Genomic DNA, 14,003 nt, shown 5'->3' on the forward strand with positions numbered 1-14,003 from the left:
GAAGAGACAGGCGTGTCCGAGCAAGTTGAAAAGAAGCAGAGTGCCCTTTGGGAAAATATCAAGGTCGTCATTCAGGCCTTGCTCCTGGCGATGGTCATCCGCACGGTGTTCTTCCAGCCCTTCACGATTCCGTCCGGGTCGATGATGCCCACCCTGCTGGTCGGCGACTATATCTTCGTCAACAAGTTCTCCTACGGCTATTCGAAATATTCCCTGCCGTTTTCGCCCAATCTGTTTTCCGGCCGCATCTTCGGCAGTGATCCGGAGCGCGGCGACGTGGTGGTCTTCCGCTTTCCGCCCAATCCCGAAGTCGACTATATCAAGCGTCTGGTCGGTCTTCCCGGCGACCGCATCCAGGTGATCGAAGGCGTGCTGCATATCAACGGCAAGCCGGTGCCGAAGGCGCCGGACGGCACCTTCACCTCGGATTATCGCCAGGATCCGGGTATCAACGTGCCGGTCTTCCGCGAGACCATGGACAATGGCGTAACCTATGACACGCTGGACCAGTCGCCGATCTCCAAGGGCGACAACACGCCCGAGCGGATCGTGCCCGAGGGCCACTATTTCATGATGGGCGACAACCGCGACAATTCGCTCGACAGCCGTTTCGACGTCGGTTTCGTGCCTGCCGAAAACCTGATCGGCCGCGCCTCGGTCATCTTCTTCTCGCTGGGCAACGACACCTCCTTCCGCGAGATCTGGAAGTGGCCAACGAACATGCGGTGGGAGCGCCTGTTCAAGGTTGTTCAATGAAGACAGCCAAGGGGTTGAGAGACGAGGACCGGTCGCGCATCGAAGCTGCGATCGGTCATTCGTTTGCGAACAAGGAGCGCCTGGATCGGGCGCTCACCCATTCGAGCGCCAAGACCGCCAAGGGCGGCAATTACGAGCGGCTTGAATTCCTGGGCGACCGCGTGCTGGGCCTCTGCGTCGCAGAACTCTTGTTCACGACGTTTCGCGCGGCTGCGGAAGGCGAGCTTTCGGTCCGTCTCAATCAATTGGTCAGCGCCGAGACCTGCGCGCAGGTTGCCGATGAGCTGGAGCTGCATCGCTATATCCGCACCGGCGCCGATGTGAAGAAGCTGACCGGCAAGAACATGCAGAACATTCGCGCCGACGCGGTGGAAAGCCTGATCGCCGCGATCTACCTCGATGCCGGCCTGGAAGCCGCCCGCGCCTTCATCCTGCGTTTCTGGAGCGCCCGCGCGGCCCGTGCGGATGCGGCGCGGCGCGACGCCAAGACCGAGCTGCAGGAATGGGCGCATGCGAATTTCGCGCAGACTCCGGTTTATCGGGTTGCAGAGCGCTCCGGACCGGATCATGATCCCCGCTTCACGGTGACGGTGGAGATTATCGGCTTGCCACCCGAGACAGGCGTGGAGCGCTCCAAGCGCACCGCCGAACAAGTGGCCGCTACCAGATTACTTGAGCGCGAAGGCGTATGGCAGAAACCTTCTGCCGGAAATTGATTGGACATCATGACAGACAGTGACAACACCCCGGCCATCGGTGGCCGCGAGATCGAAGGCGTACCGACCCGTTCCGGCTTTGTGGCGCTGATCGGCCCCACCAATGCCGGCAAGTCGACGCTGGTCAATCGCCTCGTCGGCGCCAAGGTCTCGATCGTCAGCCACAAGGTGCAGACGACACGGGCGGTTATGCGCGGCATCGCCATCCACAACAACGCCCAGATCGTCTTCATGGACACGCCCGGCATCTTCAAGCCGCGCCGCCGGCTCGACCGTGCCATGGTCACCTCGGCTTGGGGCGGTGCCAAGGATGCCGATTACATCGTCCTGCTGATCGACAGCGAGCGCGGCCTGCGCGGCGATGCCGAATCGATCCTGGAAGCCTTGAAGGATGTGCACCAGCCGAAAGTCCTGGTGCTCAACAAGATCGACCAGGTGCGCCACGAGGACCTGCTGAAGCTTGCCGCGGCCGCCAATGAGACGGTCCGCTTCGAACGCACCTTCATGATTTCGGCGACGACCGGCTCGGGTTGCGACGACCTGATGGACTACATCTCCGCAGCATTGCCACAAGGACCCTGGTACTATCCGGAGGATCAGATCTCCGATCTGCCGATCCGCCAATTGGCCGCCGAAATCACCCGCGAAAAACTGTTCCTGCGGCTGCATCAGGAGCTGCCCTATTCCTCTCATGTCGAGACGGAAAAGTGGGAAGAGCGCAAGGACGGCTCGGTGCGAATCGAGCAGGTCATCTATGTCGAGCGCGACAGCCAGAAAAAGATCGTCCTCGGCAAGGGCGGTGATGCCATCAAGGCGATTTCGACCGCATCGCGCAAGGAAATGTCGGAAATCCTCGAGCAGCCCGTCCATCTCTTCCTGTTCGTCAAGGTGAGAGAGAACTGGGGCGACGATCCCGAGCGGTTCCGCGAAATGGGCCTCGAATTTCCAAGGGAATAGAAGAGACAAAGGGGGCTCCCATGACAATGGGAGCTCTTTTTGCTATCGTGGATCCGAACCCGAATCCAGGCAAGGCAGCGCATGCAGTGGAGCGATGAGGCAATTGTGCTGGGCGTGAAGCGTCACGGCGAGACAAGCGTCATTGCCGAAGTGATGACGCGCAGCCGCGGCCGCCATTTGGGCCTGGTGCGTGGCGGCCGGTCGCGCAGCCTGCAGCCTGTGCTGCAGCCGGGAAATCTGCTGGAGGTCACCTGGCGGGCGCGACTTGACGAACATCTTGGTGAATACAGGGTCGAGCCGGTGAGGCTGCGCGCTGCCCGGTTGATGGAGAGTGCGACGGCGGTCTACGGCGTCCAGGCGCTCTCGGCCGTGCTGCGGCTTCTGCCGGAGCGCGATCCCCATCCGCATCTCTACGAGATGCTGGATCTCGTTCTCGACCATCTCGACGAACCTCGGGCGGCCGGCGAACTCTTTATCCGCTTCGAGCTGGCCGTGCTGAACGATCTCGGATTCGGGCTGGATCTGGCGCGCTGCGCGGCGACGGGACGAAGCGAGGACCTGGTCTATGTCTCGCCGAAATCCGGCCGCGCCGTCTGCCGGGACGCGGGTGCACCCTATGCGGACAAGATGCTGGCTCTGCCGCGGTTTTTGTCTGCGGGGGAGGCCAAGGCCGCCGATGGCGGCAGTCTGGCCGAGGCTTTCCGTCTGACCGGCTATTTCCTCAACCGGCATGTCTACGAGCCGCGCGGTCTGGAACCGGGCGCGGCTCGCGACGGATTTCTTCATGCGGCGTTGAAGGCCTTGCGATCGGGCACGCCAAGCGATGGCCCGGTCACGGACGGAGCAATCGCCGAGGCGAAGATCGCCTGACCATTGCGATCGGCCATTTCAAGGTGGTTGCGGATGGCGACCTGCAGTTCCGCGAGGTTTTCATAGATCTCGCCATCGAGTTCGATGACCGGAAACTTGACCGCGATGAACTTGACGCCCTTGCCATCGGGAATGGTGATGCCGACCGGGATGCCGGCGTATTCGACAACTTGCTTTTCCATACTATAGATCCTCGCCCGCATGAAAAATCGCGGGCTTCAACACTGAATTCGATTGTGACGGGTTAGAGAGGCTGCCGGTTCACATTCGACAGATGCTGGATTTCACGCACACAAGGGATGTGCCATGTCGGACGCTGCGCCAGGAGCCGACTGTATTACGAACGATAAAACGCATTACACGAACCTCCTTTGTCTGCGGGCGCCAGTCTTCACGCCCAGGCTACGTCCTTGCCGGCTTGAGCCGACGGGTTGAAAGGTAGGTGCGTCGTGTCGCGACGTCAACCACCGCCAGAGAAAAAATAAAATAATATTTTGCAGCGCAGCAAATGTGAAAGCTTTGCGGCAAAATAAATCCGCTGCGCCGCAATTGTTAAAAAATGGATCCGTATTTTGGCTTATTCCGCCGGCACCAGCAGGCCGCGGTCGATCGGCCGTTCCTTGATCGGCCAATGCACCACGGCGGCAAAAAGCCCAAGCGCCACACCGAACCACCAGACGCTGTCATAGGAGCCGAGGCGGTCATAGAGATAGCCGCCCAGCCAGACGCCGAGGAAGGAGCCGATCTGGTGGGACAGGAACACCATGCCGCCCAGCAAGCCCAGATGGCGCGTGCCGAACATGATGGCAACCAGCCCATTGGTCGGCGGCACTGTCGACAGCCACAACAGCCCCATGACGATCGAGAACAGGATGACCGATGTCGGGCTCTGCGGCAAAAGCAGGAAAGCCGTCACTGCCACTGAGCGCAGGACATAGATCAGCGCCAGGAAATACGGTTTCGAGTACCGCTGGCCGATCACGCCGGCGGCCAGAGAGCCGATGATGTTGAAGAAACCGATCAGCGCCATGGCAATCACCGCGTATCGAGCCTCGATGCCGATATCGCCGAGATAGGCCGGGAAATGCGCGGTGATGAAGGCGACCTGGAACCCGCAGACGAAGAAGCCAACGGCCAGCAGGACGTAACTCGTGTGCGAAAAGGCTTCCTTCAGCGCTTCGGCAACGGTCTGCTTGAACTGGTTTTTGCCTTGCGTTCCGGAATTGGCATTGCCGCGCAGCGGATAGGCCAGAAGCGGCACGATCAGCATCATGATGCCCATATAGACCAGGCTGTCGGACCAGCCATAGGTCGATATCAGCGCCTGGCTCAGCGGCGCAAACAGGAACATGCCGGCTGAGCCTGCCGCCGTGCCGATGCCAAACGCCATCGAGCGCTGCTCGGGGGTGACATGGCGCGCAAAGGCCGACAGCACGACACTGAAGGATCCCGCACCGATCGCCATGCCGACCAGCACGCCGCCGCCGACATGCAGCCAGATCGGCGCCTCGGCATGGGCCATCATCAGCAGACCGGCCGCATAGAGCAGGCCCGACATGGCCAGCACGCGCGCCGTGCCGTATTTGTCGGCCAAGGCGCCGAAAAATGGCTGGCTGAGGCCCCAGCAGAGGTTCTGCAGCGCCATGGCCAGACCGAAGGTGGAACGGTCCCAGCCGGTATCGTGAAGCATCGGCAATTGGAAGAAGCCCATGGCCGAGCGCGGCCCGAACACCAGCATCGCAATCAGCGAACCGCTGGCGATGATCAGCCAGGGCATGGAACTGCGAGCGGTCTTTTCCATGGGGGGAATCCTTGTTCTTGATGAGACGACATTACGGCCGGCTCGAGCCAGGGAAAAGCGCCTTTTCGTGAAGCAAGGATCAGCTAAATTGATCGATGTCTGTTTTGATGAAAGGCCCGATGGCGCAAATAAACGCTGATGGCCCCACCCGAGCCTATCGCCGCTTTATGGCCCAACTCTCCGACCGTTCCGAAATCACCGTCACGGTATCGCCCACGGCAACCGCTCCGTGATCGCGGGGCGTGGCATTCCAGCCGAACAGCGGACCGGGCACCCGCCGGTCGGCCGACATGCGCAGGCGTCCCATGGCCGGCATCGGGCTGGCAATATCGCGCGAGCCGGTGCGCTGATCCTGGGTGGTCATGATGCAGCGCGCGCAGGGTTTGACGAGGTCGAAGCGGATGCCGTTGATTTCTATGGCCAGCCAGCGGTCGTCCGCCCAGGGCTCGTCGCAATCGATGACGATATTCGGACGGAAGCGGTCCATGCCGACAGGTGCCTCGCCATGGGCCTGCATATCCGCATTGAGGCCGTTCAGCGAGCCGGTGGTGGTGATCAGCACCTGATAGCCATCGGCAAAGGTGACGGGCGTGTCGGGGCCGGCCCATTCGGGATTGGCGATGCGCCGGGCCCGCTCATCGAAATGCACCAGCTTCAGGTCGCGGCCGAGCCAGTCGGAGAGGGCTGCGTTGGTGGCATCATCGGCAACGGCGGCGCTGACGATCGATTTCCACACCGCCACATCCATGCGGCGATCCGGGTCGGGCAGGGGCGTCGTCACCGATCGGCCGTCGTCCAGCAACAATTGCACCTTTCCGGCGCCGGGCGTCACGGTGAGGGTGGCGAGGGCCGGCAGCTCCCGTTGCGTCACGAAATGGCCCGAGGGATCGACAACCATCATCCGCCGGTCGCCGACGAGCCCGTGGGCATCGACGTCTGACGAGGTCAGGGCAATGCCGCGGGCACTCTTCAAGGGATAGATGTGGAGTTCGCTGACCTGCATGGGATGGACCTCAGATTTCGTCGATGAAAAGGGCAAGAACCTGTTTCAGCCGCTCATGGCGCTCCTCGGCAAGTGCCCGACCGGCCTGCGTCTGGAAGCCGTCGGCCAGTTTGAACAGTTTTGCCGCGAAATGGTCAATGGCATAGCGCCTGTCGTCGAGCGGCCGGTGGGCGGCCAGCGGATCGGCGGGGTCGTAGAGGGCGGAGCCCATGCGGCCGGCGCTATAGAAGCAGCGGGCGGCGCCGACCATGCCGATGGCATCGAGCCGGTCGGCATCCTGCAGGATCTTCGCCTCCAGCGTTTCAGGCGCAATATTGGCCGAAAAGCTGTGGGCGTGAATGGCATGCGCGACCTGGTCGATGGCCGCAGGCGTCCAGCCGAGCAGGCCAAGAATGCCGTGTGCCTTTTCCGCGGCGAGCTTTGATGCTTCTGCGCGCAAGGGAGAATTCTTTTCCACCGCCACGCAGTCGTGCAGCAGGACTGCCGCCGCCAGCACCTCGCCATCGCCGCCCTCACGGCCAAAGATCCGCATGGCGTTCTTGTAGACCCGCAGCAGATGCGCAATGTCATGGGAGCCGTCACTGCTGTCGGCGGCATACGGCAATAGCTGTTCGGCCAGATGCGGATGTGCCGAAAAGGCGGCCGCGTCAGCGGGCATGTCCATCGTTTGCGTCTTTCGATTCGGAAGCGACTATTCCGCTCTAAACGACGTTGCGACGGGTTCAAGCCGAAATGTGAAAGCGGGATGATGGAGCGGACGCAAAAGGCCGGCAGATGTCAATTATATGACGCGAATCGTGACGATCATTGCAGCCTGAAGCGGCATCGGGCGCAACTGTTAGTTATTGCCTATAACAAATAATTTTGACGATAGGGCCCAAATCACCTTATTTGCCTTAATCAAGTTTTGAGGTTCTTGTGCTGCGTACCGAAAAATCCGCCCATTTCCAATGACGCGAATTTTAACAGGGGGTATTCATGACCAGCATTTCAGCCGCATTGCCTACGACGTACACCAGTTCGATTTCCAGCCTCGACACCAACGGCGACGGCGTCGTCAGCGCCGAGGAACAGGAGGCCGCCAACAGTAACAAGCGTACCCAGGATCCGACCGTCGAGAGCGAGAACGCTGCCTCCAGCGTTGCCTCGCAGCTGACCGGCGACATGGTCGCCATGATGCTCAGCCGGGGCGACATGACGCCGCCGTCTGACGAAGACATGTTCTCCAATATGGACACAGATGAAGACGGCAAGGTGACCGAAGCCGAATTCGTCGCTGCCCGCCCTGAAGATGTGAGCGAGGAAGATGCCGCGTCGCTGTTCGCATCTTTCGATGAAGAGGGAACCGGTTCCTTGACCGAGGCCCAGCTTGCCGAGGCCCAGGAAGACATGGCCCCGCCGCCACCACCGATGATGATGGAGATGATCTCCACCGGTGATGAAGGCTCCGAGACCGAGACGATGAGCATCGAAGATGTTCTGGAGGAAATGAAGTCTGTGATCGACGCCTATCGTGAACTGGCCAGCAGCGCCGAGACGGCCGAGGCCGAGGCTGAAACCGAGGCCGTCTGACGGTCTGCACACCATGCATCAGGCGAGCCGGGGGTGGATGGAAATCTTCCCTCGGCTTTTTTTTGTGCGATGTCCAGTCAGGCGCCCGTAAGTGCTGCCGGTGCCGTCAGCGGCAGGACGAAAGGGGCATTGCCATCGGCATCTCTGCCGCGGCCGATTTGGCGAACCGCGCGGACAAGATTGCCCTGGCGGCCCAGAACATCATCGGCAATCTCCACCAGGCGGGCATTCGGCGTGGCAAAGGGCGAGGCGAGCCGCAGGCGCTCGGCAAGGGCGAAGTCGTCTTGCTGCGGGTCGACGGCGAGCCCGGCAATCAGCGCGGCGGCCGGCGACCGCGACACGCCCATCCAGCAATGGATCAGCAGCGGCGCCGACTGGTCCCATGTCCGGGCAAAATCGATGATCTGCAGCACATGGCTTTCCTGCGGTGCGATCAGGTCGCCGGTCCCGGCAAAGGTAATATCGTTCATGCCGAGCTTCAGGTGACGGGCGGCATCGATGACCGCCGGCCGGTGAAAGTCCTGCTTTTCGGCGAGAAGGCTGATCATCTCCCGCGCCTTGTGGCGCACGGCCATTTCGGCGATGCGCGACAGCGGCGCCACCACGATCGCGCTCATGGCGCCGGTCTCCCGCTGCCGGCCCTCGCCGCCTCGATCGCCTCGAAGCGCTCTGCAAACAGCCTCTGGGCCTGGGTGGCGGCAAGCGGTGCGATGGTCAGCATTTCGACGGTAATGCCGCGCGGCTGGCCGAAGAATTTGCGCGCCTCGGCTTCCGAAAACCCGGCCAGCACGGTCGCCTCGAAATAGGCTGCGATGCAGTCGGCTTTCTTGATCAGGGTCTTCAACTCCCGGGAGGGATGCGGCGGCAGGCCGAAGCGCAGGTGGATGGCCGCCTCCAGGCGCTTTTCAACCGTCTTGTAACCGCCGCCGACCACCGCCTTGAACGGAGAAATCATGTCGCCGATCACATATTCAGGCGCATCGTGCAGCAGCGCCATCTGCAGATCGTTAGGGGGCGCCTTCGGATTGCAGCGACGAAAGATCTCCTCGACCATCAGGCTGTGTTGCGCCACCGAGAAGGCGTGGTCGCCGGCGGTCTGGCCGTTCCAGCGCGCCACGCGGGCCAGCCCATGGGCGATATCGCCGATCTCCACGTCGAGCGGCGAGGGATCGAGCAGATCCAGCCGCCGTCCCGACAGCATGCGCTGCCAGGCCCGAGCCAGGGTTTCACCGGCGGCCGTCACGCCTTAAGCCTCTTCGCTCGTCGTGGTCGGGAAGGAGAGCCCGCTCCAGGCCGGCAGCGACAGCGAAACGGTCGTGTCACCGGCAAGGATTTCGGTGTTGGCCGCAAGGGCGTCACCCACCCGGTCGGTGCGCACGATCGCAAGGCCGCGGTTGCCGGCAACCGTGCCCAGCTGGCCGACCGGTTTGCCGCCAGAGGTGATCGCCGTGCCGGTTGCAGGCAACGGCTCTTCGGCGGAGACAATCACCACCCGCCGCCGTGCCGTGCCACGATGCTGCATGCGCGACACGACCTCCTGGCCGACATAACAGCCCTTCTTGAAGGATACGCCGCGATTGAGGTCCAGCAATACGTCGTGCGGAAAGGCATCCTGCAGTTCGAAGTCAAAGCCCGATTCGACAATGCCGTTGAGAATGCGCAGCGCGTGATAGCCAGCGGGTGGCGCCTCGGCATGCTGGCCTGCCCGGCGCAGCAGGGTCACGCCGGCGGCGGCAAACCGCATGTCCCGGATGTCGTCGGCTGCCGCATCCTCGCCCCAGAAAACGATAACCCCCTGTGTTTCGGAGACGGAAATCTCCACCGCCGCCCGCAATTTATACATGGAAAGCCGCCGGATCAGTGCTTCTTGAGCGGCCGCCGTCGTCTCGATCAGGAATGCGTTGCCATCGCGCCAGACCAGGAAATCGAACAGGATCTTGCCCTGTGGCGTCAAAAGTGCGCCGGGCCAAGCTTCGTTTTGGCCAATCGCCTCGATATCCGTCGTTATCAGGTTTTGCAGGAAGTGCTCGGCGTCGGCGCCGGCGACGCGGATCAACGCGCGATCTGGCAGGAATGCTGCTGGCATGGTCTGTTCATCCCGGTTGTTGAAGCCGAAGAATTAGAAGGTCGCAGACCAGGCGGCAAGGCCGTTAGTCGCCGGCGGTGAAGAATTTCCATTGGCCATCCGGCGAAATGCCGGCGCGGAAGAAATTGTAATTGCCGTATTCGAGCATGCCGTCGTAATCGCCGGCTGTGACGATCCGCAGCAGCTCGACCTTTTCCGGCGCCGTCAGCGTGCCGAGCGGCTTTTCTGCAAAATAGGGCCAGACATAGACTTCGTCGGGTGTGCCGGCATCGACGCGGACGAAGCCGGTCGACAGGACATCGAGCAGGATGGCCAGCACCTCAAGGCCGTCGGGATCGCCCGACAGGCTCTTCAGCAGCTCGACCGGGTCGGTGTCATTGTCGCCAAGCACCACCTGCGTCTGGTTGGGGCCGGGGTTCATCAGCGGACGCAATCGTTCGAGATCGCCGGACGCGGCTGCCTCGACCATCAGTTGGCGCAGCCGGCGGACCGGCTCGGGGGCTTTCTCGATATCGTAGATCACCTCGACAGGGGTTGCCGGCGGTTCTTCCGCGGCACTGGCGTCCGGTGTGGCGGCGGGCTTATTGTCGATCAGCGGTGCCGGTTCGGGCAGGCCGATGACGGCATCCGGTCTGTCCTCCGTGCTCTCATCGACGGAGGGAGCGGGCGGCGTCTCGTCCTTTGCCGGCGATTCGCTCGTCTGGCCGGGCAGGGGCTTCAGCTCGGAGAGCGCAAGGGCCGGGCGAATCGGAAAACCCACCGTCGAACTGGCGAGCATTGCCAACAGCAAAACTGATGAAACGGCCCACCGTCTGTGAGCTCCAGCCACGATCCGCATCGACAAAGGCCTCTAAATATTACTGAACGCTACGCGTTGGGGAAAATTCGCCGGCGAGCATGCGGGTCCGCAGGGAGTTCAGCATGGCCTCCGCGCCGTCCTCGCCATGAATTCGAATGGTCTCGCGCATTGCCAGCGCAATGGCAGCATCTGCAATGATTTCCGGCTCGATACCGTCGGCCATGCCGTCGGCCCAGGCCTCGTTTTGATATTCCAGGGCGGCTTGCATCTTCTCATGAACGATCATGTCGTCGATGTCGTTGCGGCGTGGTTCCATTTGCATTCCTCGCAAGCGTCCGGTTCTTACTCACTTGTTAACGACTTTATCAGCCTTTTATCAAAACGACACGGCCTCATGCCAAAACAGGTAAATTAACGGTTAATTTCCAAATCTGGTCGTGATTTCCGTAACCAGTGTTGCGCCTTCGTTACGGTATCGCTCGCCCGCGGCGCGTGCCGAGGCCGTGCAGGCGCTGTGAACCGAGGCAAAAGCCCGGTATCCGCGATTGAAGGCTGCGACCAGCTGCTCCTGCCGCGCCGGCTCATTGGCCGTCTCGGTCGCGATCAGATCCTGCATGGCCTTGCGCCATTGCGGCTCGGACGAATCCCTGCACAGATTGCGCAGATAGGCGACGGCGCCGAGGATCTCGGACAGCTTGCCGAGCTGGGCGTCATAGGGTGCCGGCGATGCGACTGCCGGCGCCGTTTCCACCACGCCAACAGCGCCTTGCGCTTGCGCGGGGCCGGCCGGATTCAGCGTCAAGAGCAGCAGTGCGGGAAGGAGAAGGCGGGTCACGATCGTTCTTCTTGGATTGGTACGGAATGGCACAATGCCCGGTTGGCGGCCCGGCTGTCCTGCTCTTACTCCCCTTTGCTCATCGCCACCAGCCTGCGCACGCAGTCGAGCACGCTTTCCGGCACGGGCAGTTCGGCGATCTCTTCCGGCAGATACCAGCCTGCTTCAGTGGCGTCGCTTGAGGCTTGCGCGATCGTCTCGTCATCCGTCTCGACACGAAACACCGACAGGAAGAAATGATGGGCTGCAACGCCGTCGCGGGTCTCCGGCAGCAGGTCGTAGGTGGCAAACAGCCGTGGATTGGCGCCGCGAAGCCCGGTCTCCTCGAACAGTTCGCGCAGGGCCGTCTCGGCCGGCGTCTCTCCGGCCTCCGCCCTGCCGCCGGGAAAGGCGAACAGGTCGGCGGCCGGCGGATTGCGCCGGCGAATCAACAGGAGACGGCTTTGCCGCTCCACGATGGCCGAAGAGGCGAGGGTGGGTTGGCTTGTCATGGCGCGCTGGCAGTCCTTCTGCACGACGGATCAGTCGCCGCATCTTAGGAGCAGCGCGGACGGAACGAAACGGAAAATCTTGCATCTCCTCGCCGCAGCGCACATCTTGACCCACCTGCGGCTGGCTGCCATGTAAAGTCCCATGTGTGGACGGTTTTCCCTGACGGCAACACCGCAAGAGGTGCAGGAATTCTTCGGCCTTCTCGAGATGGAAGGGTTTCCGGCGCGCTACAATATTGCCCCGACGCAGCCTATCCTCGTGGTCCTCTCCTCGGAACGTGCGATGCCCGGCAGCAATCTTCCCGACCGCCGCGCCATGCTGGTCAGATGGGGTCTGCTGCCGTCGTGGGTCAAGGATCCCAATGATTTCCCGCTGCTTCTGAACGCCCGCGCCGAAACGGCGATCGGCAAGGCGTCGTTCAAGGCGGCCATGCGTCATCGCCGGGTGCTGGTGCCGGCCTCCGGCTTTTATGAATGGCATAGGCCCGACAAGGAGAGCGGCGAAAAATCGCGGGCCTACTGGATCCGGCCGAAAAACGGCAAGATCGTCGCCTTTGCCGGGCTGATGGAGACGTGGTCGTCGGCCGATGGCAGCGAGGTCGACACCGGGGCGATCCTGACGACGGGGGCCAATAGCACGATCGGGCAGATCCACGATCGCATGCCCGTGGTGATCAAGCCGGAGGATTTTTCGCGGTGGCTCGATTGCAAGAGCCAGGAGCCGCGCGACGTTGTCGACCTGATGGTCGCGGCACCGGAGGATCTTTTCGAAGCCGTGCCTGTCTCCGACCTGGTCAATAAGGTCAAGAATACGGGCCCCGACGTTCAGGCTCCTGTCGCACCATCCCTGCCGGAAGCCGCGCCGCAGAAGCGCCGCGAACCGCCGGGCCAGATGTCACTGTTTTAAGATGGATCGCTGTGAAACTCAGGCGAGCTTCTTGACCGGCTTGCGCTTCAGCATCAGCGCCGCCGCCACCACCGCTTTCAATCCCAGCGGACGGTAATGGGTATGCAAGTCCGATTTGCCGGGCTGCTGCTGTTTGGCGCCGGCCTTGGTCGAGGTCATGTCAGTCTCCTGAAAGTGTTTCCCGTAGTTTCTTATTTTGGCTCTGTCGGGACAGATCATGACAAAAGCGTGACGGATGCAAATCAATTTAAGTCTTAACTGACCATAATTCGCGATTGGCACGACAAAATTTGGGATTTAGGGAAAAAGATCGGCTTCAACACCGATCAGAGGCCGCGGTCCATGGCCGGTCCGTCGTCTTCGCCGCTGTCCTCCTCCACCGTCAGCGTGCCATAGCGACGCTTCCAGGCCCGTGCACCGAAGGGCAGGGTGAGCAGGTAGAGAATCACCGTCAGCGACAGGACTTCCCAGGTGAAGCTCATCAGCAGCGCCACATAAAGCACCACGCCGAGCATCAGGGGAAGAACGAGGTCCCGGCGGATGCGGCTGGTGGCCGACTTGCCCGACCAGACCGGCAGGCGGCTGACCAGCAGATAGGCGATCAGCACGGTATAGCCCGCAGCGACATAGGCAAAGGTCGGCGAGGGCTCGACGCCGAGGAAGCCGAGATAGACCGGCAGAAGCACGATCATCGCACCCGCCGGCGCCGGTACGCCGACGAAATATTCCGACTGCCAGGGAGCCTTGTTTTCGCGCTCGTCCATGACATTGAAGCGCGCCAGCCGCAGCCCGGCGGCAATGGCGAAGATCAGGCAGGCGATCCAGCCCAATGAGCGGGCGCCGTCCAGCAGGAAGACATAGAGCACGAGGGCCGGGGCTACGCCGAAGTTGATGATGTCGGCAAGCGAATCCATCTGCGCGCCGAATTTTGACGTGGCTTTCATCAGCCGGGCAATCCGCCCGTCTATGCCGTCGAGAAAGGCGGCGACCAGAACCATGCCGACCGCCAGTTCATAGCGGTTCTCGAAGGCCAGGCGAATGCCGGTCAGGCCGGCGCAGATCGCCAGGACCGTGATGAGGTTGGGGACGATCAGCCGCAGCGGGATTTCGCGCAGCCGCGGCCCGCGGGCAGCGTCGCTCTGCCCGTTCGCCTCTTTCTGTTCGATCGTCGGTTCAGCCTTACTCATGGTCGAAATCCCGTCCCGTCCTG

At 62.0% G+C, this 14,003-nt stretch carries 19 protein-coding genes; 6 read left to right on the forward strand and 13 right to left on the reverse strand.

The genetic code is table 11. The features are described from left to right. Nucleotides 1–12 precede the first annotated feature (12 nt). From lepB to recO, 4 genes are all read left to right on the forward strand, one after another. Nucleotides 13–756: a signal peptidase I gene (lepB, locus tag HFC70_RS16470; RefSeq protein WP_168474366.1), complete on the forward strand. Its 744-nt coding sequence runs from the start codon at nucleotides 13–15 to the stop codon at nucleotides 754–756. Beyond that, nucleotides 753–1,472 (forward strand): ribonuclease III, encoded by a 720-nt coding sequence (rnc, locus tag HFC70_RS16475; protein ID WP_168474367.1) that lies wholly within the window; start codon nucleotides 753–755, stop codon nucleotides 1,470–1,472. Before lepB ends, rnc begins: the two co-directional genes overlap by 4 nt. A 9-nt stretch (nucleotides 1,473–1,481) precedes the next feature. After that, a complete protein-coding gene (gene era / locus HFC70_RS16480) occupies nucleotides 1,482–2,429 on the forward strand; it encodes a GTPase Era (RefSeq protein ID WP_168474368.1) in 948 nt (315 codons plus the stop codon). 81 nt (nucleotides 2,430–2,510) lie between these two features. Next, nucleotides 2,511–3,299 (forward strand): DNA repair protein RecO, encoded by a 789-nt coding sequence (recO, locus tag HFC70_RS16485; protein ID WP_168474369.1) that lies wholly within the window; start codon nucleotides 2,511–2,513, stop codon nucleotides 3,297–3,299. On the opposite strand, the gene HFC70_RS16490 is transcribed toward recO, so the two are convergent. The 4 genes from HFC70_RS16490 to HFC70_RS16505 all read right to left on the reverse strand — a co-directional run bounded on the left by HFC70_RS16490 (nucleotide 3,212) and on the right by HFC70_RS16505 (nucleotide 6,767). Then, nucleotides 3,212–3,481 (reverse strand): hypothetical protein, encoded by a 270-nt coding sequence (locus tag HFC70_RS16490; protein ID WP_168474307.1) that lies wholly within the window; start codon nucleotides 3,479–3,481, stop codon nucleotides 3,212–3,214. The two genes, recO and HFC70_RS16490, sit on opposite strands and share 88 nt — an antisense overlap. Before the next feature lie 395 nt (nucleotides 3,482–3,876). Beyond that, entirely contained in the window at nucleotides 3,877–5,100 is a 1,224-nt protein-coding gene (locus tag HFC70_RS16495; RefSeq protein ID WP_168474370.1) for an MFS transporter, read from the reverse strand. A gap of 154 nt (nucleotides 5,101–5,254) precedes the next feature. Beyond that, nucleotides 5,255–6,103 (reverse strand): MOSC domain-containing protein, encoded by an 849-nt coding sequence (locus tag HFC70_RS16500; protein ID WP_168474371.1) that lies wholly within the window; start codon nucleotides 6,101–6,103, stop codon nucleotides 5,255–5,257. 10 nt (nucleotides 6,104–6,113) lie between these two features. Beyond that, nucleotides 6,114–6,767 carry an HD domain-containing protein gene (locus HFC70_RS16505; RefSeq protein ID WP_246735823.1) on the reverse strand — a complete coding sequence of 218 codons (654 nt, stop codon included), beginning with the start codon at nucleotides 6,765–6,767 and terminating at the stop codon, nucleotides 6,114–6,116. Nucleotides 6,768–7,081: 314 nt separating this feature from the next. Here HFC70_RS16505 and HFC70_RS16510 point away from each other — a divergent pair, with 314 nt between their 5' ends. Continuing rightward, nucleotides 7,082–7,675, forward strand: coding sequence for an EF-hand domain-containing protein (locus HFC70_RS16510; RefSeq protein WP_168474372.1), 594 nt, complete (start codon nucleotides 7,082–7,084; stop codon nucleotides 7,673–7,675). 77 nt (nucleotides 7,676–7,752) lie between these two features. Here HFC70_RS16510 and HFC70_RS16515 read toward each other — a convergent pair whose 3' ends face one another. The 7 genes from HFC70_RS16515 to HFC70_RS16545 form a co-directional block, all read right to left on the reverse strand. Next, the gene (locus HFC70_RS16515; RefSeq protein WP_168474373.1) at nucleotides 7,753–8,292 is read right to left on the reverse strand and encodes a tyrosine phosphatase family protein; all 540 of its coding nucleotides are present in this window, start codon (nucleotides 8,290–8,292) and stop codon (nucleotides 7,753–7,755) included. After that, nucleotides 8,289–8,876: a YfbR-like 5'-deoxynucleotidase gene (locus HFC70_RS16520; RefSeq protein WP_168474549.1), complete on the reverse strand. Its 588-nt coding sequence runs from the start codon at nucleotides 8,874–8,876 to the stop codon at nucleotides 8,289–8,291. The genes HFC70_RS16515 and HFC70_RS16520 overlap by 4 nt, the downstream gene beginning before the upstream one ends. A 45-nt stretch (nucleotides 8,877–8,921) precedes the next feature. Continuing rightward, nucleotides 8,922–9,761: a folate-binding protein YgfZ gene (locus HFC70_RS16525; RefSeq protein WP_168474374.1), complete on the reverse strand. Its 840-nt coding sequence runs from the start codon at nucleotides 9,759–9,761 to the stop codon at nucleotides 8,922–8,924. Between the two features lie 64 nt (nucleotides 9,762–9,825). Next, nucleotides 9,826–10,539: a hypothetical protein gene (locus tag HFC70_RS16530; protein WP_246735824.1), complete on the reverse strand. Its 714-nt coding sequence runs from the start codon at nucleotides 10,537–10,539 to the stop codon at nucleotides 9,826–9,828. Between the two features lie 79 nt (nucleotides 10,540–10,618). Beyond that, complete coding sequence (locus tag HFC70_RS16535; protein ID WP_168474376.1) at nucleotides 10,619–10,876, reverse strand: hypothetical protein; 258 nt, start codon at nucleotides 10,874–10,876, stop codon at nucleotides 10,619–10,621. Between the two features lie 102 nt (nucleotides 10,877–10,978). After that, entirely contained in the window at nucleotides 10,979–11,395 is a 417-nt protein-coding gene (locus HFC70_RS16540) for a TIGR02301 family protein (RefSeq protein WP_368669683.1), read from the reverse strand. Nucleotides 11,396–11,460: 65 nt separating this feature from the next. After that, on the reverse strand, nucleotides 11,461–11,886 hold the full coding sequence (locus HFC70_RS16545) for an NUDIX hydrolase (RefSeq protein WP_168474377.1): 426 nt from the start codon (nucleotides 11,884–11,886) through the stop codon (nucleotides 11,461–11,463). Between the two features lie 142 nt (nucleotides 11,887–12,028). Here HFC70_RS16545 and HFC70_RS16550 point away from each other — a divergent pair, with 142 nt between their 5' ends. Next, entirely contained in the window at nucleotides 12,029–12,793 is a 765-nt protein-coding gene (locus HFC70_RS16550) for an SOS response-associated peptidase (protein WP_168474378.1), read from the forward strand. Nucleotides 12,794–12,811: 18 nt separating this feature from the next. On the opposite strand, the gene HFC70_RS16555 is transcribed toward HFC70_RS16550, so the two are convergent. Both HFC70_RS16555 and HFC70_RS16560 read right to left on the reverse strand, forming a co-directional pair. Then, a complete protein-coding gene (locus tag HFC70_RS16555; RefSeq protein ID WP_168474379.1) occupies nucleotides 12,812–12,952 on the reverse strand; it encodes a hypothetical protein in 141 nt (46 codons plus the stop codon). Nucleotides 12,953–13,119: 167 nt separating this feature from the next. Beyond that, a complete protein-coding gene (locus HFC70_RS16560) occupies nucleotides 13,120–13,980 on the reverse strand; it encodes a phosphatidylcholine/phosphatidylserine synthase (RefSeq protein ID WP_168474380.1) in 861 nt (286 codons plus the stop codon). Nucleotides 13,981–14,003: the final 23 nt, after the last annotated feature.

Origin of the sequence: Agrobacterium sp. a22-2 (genome assembly GCF_012276985.1) — a bacterium.
Taxonomy (GTDB): Bacteria; Pseudomonadota; Alphaproteobacteria; order Rhizobiales; family Rhizobiaceae; genus Allorhizobium.

What these genes read in the sequence shown, in the direction of transcription:
- HFC70_RS16535 (WP_168474376.1), bottom strand. Translation starts at nt 10,876, where the DNA reads ATGGAACCACGCCGCAACGACATCGACGACATGATCGTTCATGAGAAG.
- HFC70_RS16500 (WP_168474371.1), bottom strand. Translation starts at nt 6,103, where the DNA reads ATGCAGGTCAGCGAACTCCACATCTATCCCTTGAAGAGTGCCCGCGGC.
- HFC70_RS16560 (WP_168474380.1), bottom strand. Translation starts at nt 13,980, where the DNA reads ATGAGTAAGGCTGAACCGACGATCGAACAGAAAGAGGCGAACGGGCAG.
- HFC70_RS16520 (WP_168474549.1), bottom strand. Translation starts at nt 8,876, where the DNA reads ATGCTGTCGGGACGGCGGCTGGATCTGCTCGATCCCTCGCCGCTCGAC.
- HFC70_RS16545 (WP_168474377.1), bottom strand. Translation starts at nt 11,886, where the DNA reads ATGACAAGCCAACCCACCCTCGCCTCTTCGGCCATCGTGGAGCGGCAA.
- HFC70_RS16505 (WP_246735823.1), bottom strand. Translation starts at nt 6,767, where the DNA reads ATGGACATGCCCGCTGACGCGGCCGCCTTTTCGGCACATCCGCATCTG.
- HFC70_RS16510 (WP_168474372.1), top strand. Translation starts at nt 7,082, where the DNA reads ATGACCAGCATTTCAGCCGCATTGCCTACGACGTACACCAGTTCGATT.
- HFC70_RS16490 (WP_168474307.1), bottom strand. Translation starts at nt 3,481, where the DNA reads ATGGAAAAGCAAGTTGTCGAATACGCCGGCATCCCGGTCGGCATCACC.
- recO (WP_168474369.1), top strand. Translation starts at nt 2,511, where the DNA reads ATGCAGTGGAGCGATGAGGCAATTGTGCTGGGCGTGAAGCGTCACGGC.
- HFC70_RS16525 (WP_168474374.1), bottom strand. Translation starts at nt 9,761, where the DNA reads ATGCCAGCAGCATTCCTGCCAGATCGCGCGTTGATCCGCGTCGCCGGC.
- HFC70_RS16495 (WP_168474370.1), bottom strand. Translation starts at nt 5,100, where the DNA reads ATGGAAAAGACCGCTCGCAGTTCCATGCCCTGGCTGATCATCGCCAGC.
- era (WP_168474368.1), top strand. Translation starts at nt 1,482, where the DNA reads ATGACAGACAGTGACAACACCCCGGCCATCGGTGGCCGCGAGATCGAA.
- rnc (WP_168474367.1), top strand. Translation starts at nt 753, where the DNA reads ATGAAGACAGCCAAGGGGTTGAGAGACGAGGACCGGTCGCGCATCGAA.
- HFC70_RS16530 (WP_246735824.1), bottom strand. Translation starts at nt 10,539, where the DNA reads ATGCTCGCCAGTTCGACGGTGGGTTTTCCGATTCGCCCGGCCCTTGCG.
- HFC70_RS16515 (WP_168474373.1), bottom strand. Translation starts at nt 8,292, where the DNA reads ATGAGCGCGATCGTGGTGGCGCCGCTGTCGCGCATCGCCGAAATGGCC.
- HFC70_RS16550 (WP_168474378.1), top strand. Translation starts at nt 12,029, where the DNA reads ATGTGTGGACGGTTTTCCCTGACGGCAACACCGCAAGAGGTGCAGGAA.
- HFC70_RS16555 (WP_168474379.1), bottom strand. Translation starts at nt 12,952, where the DNA reads ATGACCTCGACCAAGGCCGGCGCCAAACAGCAGCAGCCCGGCAAATCG.